The sequence below is a fragment of the Actinocorallia populi genome (assembly GCF_002995495.1).
Taxonomy (GTDB): Bacteria; Actinomycetota; Actinomycetes; order Streptosporangiales; family Streptosporangiaceae; genus Actinocorallia; species Actinocorallia populi.
On record NZ_PVZV01000008.1, the window covers coordinates 389,326 to 397,787 of the forward strand.

Sequence of the window (8,462 nt, forward strand, 5' to 3'; positions counted from 1 at the left end):
GATTCTAGTTTCCAGAAGAACTATCTGTTGGACTTCTGATCGGGACTGGGCCAGGCTGGACTCATGACGGACTACGACAAGTACGAGAAGGCCATGCGCCCGGAGGACATCACCCGGTTCTTCGTCGAGCGCTCCAACGCGGGCGACGCCGCCGGGGTCGCGGCGCTCTACGAGGAGGACGCCGTGCTGGCCTACCCGCCGGGCGGCCGGACGGTGGGGCGCGAGGCGATCCGGGAGCTGTGGGAGAAGGTGCTGGCCGACCGGCCGCGCTTCGAGCCGGAGGAGCCGCTGCCCACCCTGGTCAGCGGCGGCATCGCCCTCACCTCGACTCCGCCGGGGGACGGCGCGGGCGCACGGGCGCAGGTCGTCCGCCGCCAGCCCGACGGGAGCTGGCTGCGGCTGCTGGACCAGCCGGAGTTCGTGAACCCGGCGGGCTGAGTCAGGCGGCGCTCAGGTGCGGGGCGGCGCGGGGGCGCGGGGGCGGGGCGTCGAAGTCGAGGGCGACGCGGCGCGGGTCGCGGGGGTGCACCCAGGCGGCCACAACGGACATGTCGCGGGGCAGGGGCCGCTCCAGGAAGACCTGGGCCATGCGCTGGCGGACCCGCACCCGGTAGGGGGCGGCGTCCTCCACCGTGACCTCGACGAGGAACTCGCAGACGCGCTCGGCCACCCCGTCCCCGTGCCGCACGCTGGTGCCCAGCGGCACGACCTCCAGCAGTTCGGCCCGCGCGGCCCGGCCGATCCGCACCGTCTCGGTGTCCACGGCCCCGATCAGCCCGCCCAGCCCCCGGTTGATCCTGTCGAACAGCCCCATCTTCACTCCCGCGTCCTTCCGGCCAGCCACCGGAACCCACGGGTATGACGGCCTGCGTCCGGGTCCGGTTCGCCCGGGGGTCATACGCATCACCCGTTCAGAGGGCACCGGCCCGCGCGGCCGCCACCGCCGCCGCCGCGGCGCGGTCCGCGACGTCCTCGGTCAGCGGTTCGCCGGTGTTGAGGAGGGCGTAGTAGAGGGGCGCGGAGACCTGGGCGACGACGCGGCGGGCGTGGGTGCCCGCGGGGAGCTCGCCGCGTTCGACGGCGTCGGTGACGCAGCCCGCCCACTCGTCGATGCGCACGGCGTAGAAGCGGTGCAGGGCCTGGGCGGCCTGCTCGTCGCACAGGGAGGCGGCGATCAGCGCCTTGAAGAGGCGGCCCTGGCGGGGGTCGGTGAGCGACCTGACGACCAGGCGGGCGTTCTCCCGGAGGTCGGCGTCGACGCCGCCGGTGCGGGCGCGGGGGAGGGACTGCTCGGCCATGTCGGCCAGGAGGTCGGCGGCGAGGGCTCCGGGGGTGCCCCACCGGCGGTAGACGGTGGTCTTGCCGACGCCGGCCACGCGGGCGATCTCGGCGAGGTCCAGGGCGGCGAAGCCGTGTTCGGCCAGGATGTCGCCCGCCGCCTCGAGGACGGCCGCGCGGACGCGGGCGGTGCGCCCGCCGGGGCGGACGGTGCCGTGCGGCGGTGTGTCGGTCAAGGTCGGCTCCTTCTCGGCGTAAATGGAACTCGGGTTCCCTTAGTGGCGCGAACGGTGCTACGGTCTCCATCGTAACGGAACACCAGTCCCGTTTGGGGTCCTTCTTCTGGGACGCCCCCGCCCACCGAAAGGAAGCCGCCATGTCCACCGCCGAACTCCTGCCGGAAGCCGAGGCCGCCGACGGCCGCCCGCCGCGCCTGACGGGCCGCCAGAAGGTCGTCCTCGCGGTGCTGCTGGTCGCCCAGTTCATGCTGGCCGTCGACTTCTCGATCCTGAACGTCGCGCTGCCCGCGATCGGGGACGGCCTCGGGTTCTCCCTGTCCGGCCTCCAGTGGATCGCCACCTCCTTCGCCCTGTCGGCCGCGGGCTTCACCCTCTTCTTCGGCCGCGTCGGCGACCTCATCGGCCGCAAGCGGATCTTCCTCGGCAGCCTGGCGCTGCTCGGCCTCGCCTCCCTGGTCGGCGGGCTGGCCACCAGCCCCGGGGTCCTCATCGCCGCCCGGGTCGCCCAGGGCCTCGCGACCGCCGCGGCCACCCCCGCCGGACTCGCCCTGCTCACCACCTCCTTCCCCGAGGGGCCGCTGCGGCAGAAGGCGCTCGGCCTCAACGGCGCGCTGATGTCCGCGGGCTTCACCGCGGGCGCCGTCCTCGGCGGCGTCCTCACCGACGTGCTCTCCTGGCGCTGGGCGTTCTTCGTCAATGTCCCCGTCGCCGCGGCCGTCCTGCTGATCGCCCCCGGCGTCATCCGGGAGTCGCGTCCCGCCGAGCGCCCGAAGATGGACCTGCCCGGCGCCCTGTCGGTCACCCTCGGCCTGCTCGCGCTGATCCTCGGCCTCACCCAGGCCGGCGAGCACGGCTGGACCCACCCCGCCGCGCTGGCCTCGCTGGCGGCCGGCGCCGTGCTGCTCGTCGTCTTCCACCTCGTCGAACGCAAGGCGGCGCAGCCCCTCGTCCCCGTCCACGTCCTGAAGAAGCGCACCGTGGCCTGGGGCAACGTGCTCGGCCTGCTGGCCTTCGCCACCGAGACCTCGCTCGTCTACCTGCTCACCCTGTACATGCAGGAGACCCTCGGCTTCTCCGCGCTGACCGCCGGGATCGCCTTCGGCGTGCTGGGCGCGGGGACGGTGGCCGGAGGGCTGCTCGCGGCCGGGTTCATCGCCCGGACCTCCACCCTGACCGCGCTGGTCGCGGGAGGGCTGCTGCAGGCGGTGTCCACCGCGGCGCTGCTGCTCCTGGGCGGGACGCAGGCGTCGATGGGGCTGCTGCTGCCCGCCACCTTCCTCGGCGGGGTGGGCAACATGCTGGTCATCGTCGGCTTCATGGTCACCGCGACCACCGGCCTGCCCGACCGCGAGCAGGGCCTGGCCACCGGCCTCGCGTCCATGTCCCAGCAGGTCGGCATCACCATGGGCACCCCGATCATGTCCGCGATCGTCACCGCCACCACGGCCGGCGCGGTGACCGCCGGGGCGATCCTGGACGGCGTCACCGTCGCCATCGCCGCCAACACGGCCCTCGTCCTGCTCGGCGTCCTCATCGCCGCCGCGGCCCTGCGCACCAGGAGGCGGGCGGCCCACGCCTGACGGCCGCCCGCTCCGCGACCCTCCACACCCCCTGCTCTCCTTTCGGAGGAAACCATGGATCTCCACCTCACCGGCAAGGTCGTCCTCGTCACGGGCGCCACCAGCGGAATCGGCCAGGCCACCGTCCACCTGCTCGCCGCCGAAGGCGCGCACACCGCGGCCCTGTCCCGCGGCGGCGCCACGCGGCCCCGGCTCCCCGACTCCACCACCCTCATCCGGGCCGACCTGACCGACCCCGACACCGCCGACTACGCGGTCTCGAAAGCCGCCCTGCTCTGCCGGCTGTAGAGACCACCGCAGAACCGGCGCGGGTCGTCACGTCAGGTGAACGGGCCCGCGCCGGGCCCGACCGGTCGTTCCGGGCTGGTTCCGGTGAGCGAGATCGGTTTCGGCGGCGGGGAGCGGCGAGCCGGTTTTCTTGGGGGAGGTCTCTCGTGGGAGGTGCGTATGCCGCAGGACAAGGGCTCGGGCGAGGTTCTGGTCGATGACAGGCCTGCGGAGGAGGTGACCTTCGCCGGGCTGGTCGAGGCGCGGGGTGGTGACGACCGGGTCGGGCTGCGGTTCGAGGAGCGGTGCTGGAGCTGGCGGGAGGTCGTCGCCGAGGCGCGGCTGCGCGCGGGGGTCGCGCTCGGGATGCGGCGAGCAGGGGCCTGGCATGTGGGGCTTTTTCTGGAGAACGGGCCCGAGCATGTGTTCTGGCTGCTGGGGGCGGCCCTGGCGGGGATGCCGGTCGTCGAGCTGAACCCGACGCGGCGGGGTGCGGAACTGGCGCGGGACATCACCTTCACCGACTGCGGGGTGCTGGTCACCGAGACGAGCCGGGCACCTCTGCTCGAAGGGCTCGTACCGGACGTTCCCCGGCTGGTCGTGGACGGCGGGGAGTACGCGGAGGCGCTGGCGAAGGCCGTACCGGCGGACGTCGCAGGCGCGGCGGTGCGGCCGGAGGCGATCTTCTCGCTGGTGTTCACCTCCGGCACGACGTCGGCGCCCAAGGCCGTCGTCTGCACCCAGGGCAGGCTGGGGCGGATCGCCGTCCAGCAGCAGCAGCGCCGCGGCCTCACCGCGGACGACGTCTTCTACGTCGTGATGCCCATGTTCCACTCGAACGCCCTCATGGCGGGCATCGCACCGGCCGTCAGCGCCGGGGGATGCGTGGTGTTGCGCCGGAAGTTCTCCGCTTCGGGGTTCCTGCCGGACGTGCGCCGCTATGGCGTCACGTTCTTCAACTACGTCGGCAAGCCGCTGAACTACATCCTGGCCACCCCCGAACAACCGGACGACGCGAGCAACCCGCTGCGCATCGCCTTCGGCAACGAGGCCGCGCAACGCGACATCGAGGAGTTCTCCCGCCGCTTCGGCTGCGAGGTCTTCGACTCCTACGGATCCAGCGAGGGCGAGATCCGCATCGTCCGCGTCCCCGGCACCCCGCCCGGCTCCCTGGGCGTGGCCGAAGAGGGGACGATCGTCGTGAACCCGCAGACCCTGGAGGAATGCCCCCGCGCGGTCTTCGACGAGCACGGCACGCTGCTCAACGCCGACGAGGCGACCGGCGAGATCGTCAACACCCGCGGAGCCACCGTCTTCGAGGGCTACTACAACAACCCCGAGGCCACCGCCAAGCGCGTCCGCAACGGCTGGTCCTGGTCCGGGGACCTGGCCTACCGCGACGCCGAGGGCTTCTGGTACTTCGCCGGGCGCGACAGCGACTGGCTCCGCGTGGACGGCGAGAACTTCGCCGCCGCCCCCGTCGAACGCCTCCTGTCCCGCTTCGAGCCCTTCGCCGACGTCGCCGTCTACGCCGTCCCGGACGAGCACGTCGGCGACCAGGTCATGGCCGCGGTGGTGCTCAAACCCGGCTTTGATTTCGATCCCACGGCTTTCACCGCTTTCCTGCTCGATCAGCCTGACCTCGGCACGAAATGGTCTCCCCGATACATCCGGCTCACCGCAGAACTCCCCCGTACGGCCACCAGCAAGGTGGTCAAACGCCCCCTGCGAGACGAGGCCTGGCACACCACCGACCCCCTCTACCGGTGGGAGGGCGGCACTTACCGCCGATGGCGCCCTTGAGGCCGCGCACAGCGGTACAACGGTGCCCTGTCGTATTTCAGAGGAGGGGTTGGGCCTTGGGGGAGTATCAGTACTACGAGTTTCTCGCGGTGGATCGTCCGCTGGGCGCGGAGGAGCAGGCCGAGGTGCGGGAGCTGTCCACCCGGGCGGAGATCACCGCGACGGGCTTCGTCAACGAGTACGAGTGGGGGGACTTCAAGGGGGAGCCCCGGCGGCTGATGGAGCGCTACTACGACGCCCATCTGTATCTGGCGGACTGGGGCACACGCCACGTGATGCTGCGCCTGCCGAAAGGGCTGCTCTCCTCCGACGCCGTGGCGGGTTTCCTGGTCGACGGGTACGTGGAGGCGTGGGGTCACGGAGAACACGTCCTCGTGGAGCTGACCAGCGAGGAGGAGGAAGGAGGCGACTGGCCGGAGGAGCTCGAGGGGCTGCTGGAGACGATCGCCGGGGTCCGGGCGGAACTGGTCGCGGGAGACCTGCGGCCGCTGTACCTGGCCTGGCTGGCGGCCTACGGGACCTGGGAACGCGACGAGGGCGCCTTCGACGACGAGCACGAGAGCCGGTGCGAACCACCGGTGCCGGCGGGGCTGGGGTCGTTGACCGAGCCGCAGCGGGCGCTGGCCGAGATCCTGCGGCTCGACACCGACCTGCTGGCCGTCGCCGTGGAGGCGAGCCCGCCTTTGCCGTCCGCCGCGGACGGCGACGGCCGCTGGGCCGGCTTGATCGGCTCCCTCCCGGAGGCCGAGAAGGACGCGCTGCTGCTGCGCGTCGTCCGCGACGAGGCCGCACGGGTCCGCCTGGAGCTCCTGAACCGCTTCCAGGCCCCGTCCCGTTCCGGCGAAGGCCCGCGGCGCACCGTCGGCGGCCTGCTCGACGCCGCGGCCGAGGCACGCGCCGAGCGTGAGACCTGACGGAACCGCCGACGGAGAAGGGGAGAGCACCGGCCGGTGCTCTCCCCTTTCCGGGTGTTCGGGTGCTCAGCTCGCCGGGGGGAGCATGCGCTTCATGGCGGCGTGCGCCTTGGCGACGAGGACGGAGCGCGGGAAGCCCGCCCGCTTCTGGACGTCCTCGTAGTTGCCGCCGGCGACCCAGATGGGGCCATCGGTGAGGTGCTCCAGGCCCTCGCGGGCGACGTCGTCCGGCTCGGCGACCTTCATGCCCGGGATGTCCATCTTGAGGCCGGCGCGCGCCATCGCGGGAGTGCGGGTGACGCCGAGGATCAGCTCGAGGACGTCGACGCCGTGCTCGCGCATCTCCAGCCACAGGCCCTCGGCGAAGACGCGGCCGAAGGACTTGACGGCGGAGTAGATGCTGATCTGGGCCTGGCCCATGTAGCCGGCCATCGAGCCGACCAGGATGATGCCGCCGCGGCCGCGCTCCTTCATCAGGGCGCCGAAGTGGTGGGTCAGGGCCAGCTGCGCGGTGATGTTCAGGTCGATGACGCCCTGGAAGCGGTCCAGGTCGCCGGTGACGAACTCGTGCCCGTAGGTGTTGGCGCCCGCGTTGAAGATCAACAGGCCGACCTCGAGGCCGTCGGTGACCTCGCGGACCGCCTTCAGCGGCTCGGGGGCGACCAGGTCGAGCTGCAGCGTGCGCACCTCGACGCCCTTGGCGCGGACCTGCTCGGCGGTCTCCTCCAGCGGGCCGGGCTTGCGGGCGATGAGCACCAGGTTGATGCCCGCGTCGGCCAGACGGTGGGCGAAGGCGGAACCGACGCCCTCGGATCCGCCGGCGATGACGGCCCACGGGCCGTACTGGTCCTTGTCGATCATTGTTCTCCGTCCAGGTCCGGGGTCCAGGCGACGCCGTTGATATGGGAGCCGCCGTCCACGAACAGGGTGTTTCCGGTCAGGTAGCGGGCGGCCTCGCTGGCGAGGAAGACCACTACGGGTGCGATGTCGGTCTCGGGGTCGCCGAGCCGACCCATCGGGTTGGCCTTGTCGGCGATCGCGGCGATCTCGGGGTTCGCCGCCGCCCTGCGCTGGAACGCGGCGCTCTTGGCACCGGGGCACACGGCGTTGACCACCACGCCGGTGGGCGCCCACTCGCGGGCGGCCGTGCGGGTGAGGGTCCGCAGGGCCTCCTTCGCCGAGTTGTACTCCAGGGTCCCCATGTGGGCGTTGACACCGTTCAGCGAGCACATGTTGACGACACGGCCCCAGCCGCGCTCCTTCATGTGGGGGAAGGCGGCCTGCATCGCCCACAGCGGGCCGTAGTAGCCCATGGCGAAGGCGCGCTGCAGCTGCTCGTCGGTCTTGCGCTCGACCCGCCCGACGGTGCCCATGCCCCAGGCGTTGTTGACCAGGACGTCCACCGAGCCCCAGGCGCGCACCGCGGTGTCGACCATGGCGTGCACCTGGGCCTTGTCGGTGACGTCGGTGGCCTGGAAGAGCGCCTCGGCCCCGAACTCCTCCCGCAGCTCCCGGGCGACCCTCTCCCCGTTCGCCGTGTCGATCTCGGCGACCAGGACGCGGGCGCCCTCGGCGGCGAACCGGCGGGCGACGCCCTTTCCGATGCCGTCGCCCGCCCCCGTCACGATGGCCGTGCGTCCGGCCAGCGCGCCTTCACTCATCGATGACCTTCACGGCGCCGTCCAGGGTCGCCTGCTGGATCGTCATGCGCAGATCCGGGCAGGTCTCGTACCGGTCGGTGCGCAGGTTGGGGCAGTCGGCCATGGCCTGCTCGCTCCACTGGATGGTGGTCTGCTCCCAGCTGGACTTGCGCACCAGCACGGGACCGTCGCACCGCCGGCAGCGCAGCGCCTGCATGGGCGCGTCGGCCAGCCGGTTGTCGGGACGGACGGTCATGACCGTCCCTCTGCGGCGGCGGCGCGTGCGAGGTTCTCCTCGCACTCCTTGGCCCAGGACTCGACGGGACGGGTGGTGTCGATCTCGAACTCGAACCGGTCGACCATCTCCGGCTTGACGTCCGCGGCGTCGACGTAGAACTGCTCGTACCAGCGGCGCAGCTGGTAGACGGGCCCGTCCTCCTCGCACAGCAGCGGGTTGTCGATGCGGGTCTTGTTCTTCCAGATCTGGATGTCCTGGTCGAAGCCCTTGAGGATGAAGCTCGACAGCTTGCCCGCCATGACCTCGGCGGCCTCCCGCGGCAGGTTCTCGCCGTGCTTGGCGATGATGCCCGAGTGCAGGACGAAGGAGTTCTCGTCGATCGGGTAGTGCGAGTTGATCAGCACCGAGTGCAGGTCGAAGCCCTCGTAGTGGTAGGTCAGCTCGTCGATCATGAAGGACGGGCCGTGGTAGGTCGCCACCGAGGTGTTGCCGATCATCTTGTT

At 71.8% G+C, this 8,462-nt stretch carries 10 protein-coding genes and 1 pseudogene; 5 read left to right on the forward strand and 6 right to left on the reverse strand.

What is annotated here, in order from left to right; translation table 11 throughout:
* Positions 1–63: 63 nt before the first annotated feature.
* Positions 64–438: a YybH family protein gene (locus tag C2865_RS31165; RefSeq protein ID WP_106402178.1), complete on the forward strand. Its 375-nt coding sequence runs from the start codon at positions 64–66 to the stop codon at positions 436–438.
* A gap of 1 nt (position 439) precedes the next feature.
* On the opposite strand, the gene C2865_RS31170 is transcribed toward C2865_RS31165, so the two are convergent.
* Positions 440–820: a hypothetical protein gene (locus tag C2865_RS31170; protein ID WP_106402179.1), complete on the reverse strand. Its 381-nt coding sequence runs from the start codon at positions 818–820 to the stop codon at positions 440–442.
* A gap of 91 nt (positions 821–911) precedes the next feature.
* Positions 912–1,514, reverse strand: coding sequence for a TetR/AcrR family transcriptional regulator (locus C2865_RS31175; protein ID WP_106402180.1), 603 nt, complete (start codon positions 1,512–1,514; stop codon positions 912–914).
* 140 nt (positions 1,515–1,654) lie between these two features.
* Between C2865_RS31175 and C2865_RS31180 the strand changes: the two genes are divergently transcribed.
* From C2865_RS31180 to C2865_RS31195, 4 genes are all read left to right on the forward strand, one after another.
* Entirely contained in the window at positions 1,655–3,097 is a 1,443-nt protein-coding gene (locus tag C2865_RS31180) for an MFS transporter (RefSeq protein ID WP_106402181.1), read from the forward strand.
* A 54-nt stretch (positions 3,098–3,151) separates the two neighbouring features.
* A complete protein-coding gene (locus C2865_RS31185; protein WP_106402182.1) occupies positions 3,152–3,385 on the forward strand; it encodes an SDR family NAD(P)-dependent oxidoreductase in 234 nt (77 codons plus the stop codon).
* Between the two features lie 159 nt (positions 3,386–3,544).
* Positions 3,545–5,167: an AMP-binding protein gene (locus C2865_RS31190; protein ID WP_106402183.1), complete on the forward strand. Its 1,623-nt coding sequence runs from the start codon at positions 3,545–3,547 to the stop codon at positions 5,165–5,167.
* Between the two features lie 56 nt (positions 5,168–5,223).
* Positions 5,224–6,081, forward strand: coding sequence for a hypothetical protein (locus C2865_RS31195; RefSeq protein WP_106402184.1), 858 nt, complete (start codon positions 5,224–5,226; stop codon positions 6,079–6,081).
* A gap of 66 nt (positions 6,082–6,147) precedes the next feature.
* Here the strand turns inward: C2865_RS31195 and C2865_RS31200 are convergent, their stop codons facing one another.
* The 4 genes and pseudogenes from C2865_RS31200 to C2865_RS31215 form a co-directional block, all read right to left on the reverse strand.
* Positions 6,148–6,942 (reverse strand): SDR family NAD(P)-dependent oxidoreductase, encoded by a 795-nt coding sequence (locus C2865_RS31200; protein WP_106402185.1) that lies wholly within the window; start codon positions 6,940–6,942, stop codon positions 6,148–6,150.
* On the reverse strand, positions 6,939–7,742 hold the full coding sequence (locus C2865_RS31205) for an SDR family NAD(P)-dependent oxidoreductase (RefSeq protein ID WP_106402186.1): 804 nt from the start codon (positions 7,740–7,742) through the stop codon (positions 6,939–6,941). Before C2865_RS31205 ends, C2865_RS31200 begins: the two co-directional genes overlap by 4 nt.
* Positions 7,735–7,977 carry a ferredoxin gene (locus C2865_RS31210; RefSeq protein ID WP_106402187.1) on the reverse strand — a complete coding sequence of 81 codons (243 nt, stop codon included), beginning with the start codon at positions 7,975–7,977 and terminating at the stop codon, positions 7,735–7,737. Before C2865_RS31210 ends, C2865_RS31205 begins: the two co-directional genes overlap by 8 nt.
* Positions 7,974–8,462, reverse strand: a pseudogene (locus C2865_RS31215) (3-ketosteroid-9-alpha-hydroxylase); the annotation flags it as partial. The pseudogene C2865_RS31215 and the gene C2865_RS31210, both read right to left, overlap by 4 nt.

Coding starts and splice junctions, on each gene's coding strand:
- C2865_RS31165 (WP_106402178.1), top strand. CDS start 64: ATGACGGACTACGACAAGTACGAGAAGGCCATGCGCCCGGAGGACATC.
- C2865_RS31180 (WP_106402181.1), top strand. CDS start 1,655: ATGTCCACCGCCGAACTCCTGCCGGAAGCCGAGGCCGCCGACGGCCGC.
- C2865_RS31185 (WP_106402182.1), top strand. CDS start 3,152: ATGGATCTCCACCTCACCGGCAAGGTCGTCCTCGTCACGGGCGCCACC.
- C2865_RS31190 (WP_106402183.1), top strand. CDS start 3,545: ATGCCGCAGGACAAGGGCTCGGGCGAGGTTCTGGTCGATGACAGGCCT.
- C2865_RS31200 (WP_106402185.1), bottom strand. CDS start 6,942: ATGATCGACAAGGACCAGTACGGCCCGTGGGCCGTCATCGCCGGCGGA.
- C2865_RS31205 (WP_106402186.1), bottom strand. CDS start 7,742: ATGAGTGAAGGCGCGCTGGCCGGACGCACGGCCATCGTGACGGGGGCG.
- C2865_RS31210 (WP_106402187.1), bottom strand. CDS start 7,977: ATGACCGTCCGTCCCGACAACCGGCTGGCCGACGCGCCCATGCAGGCG.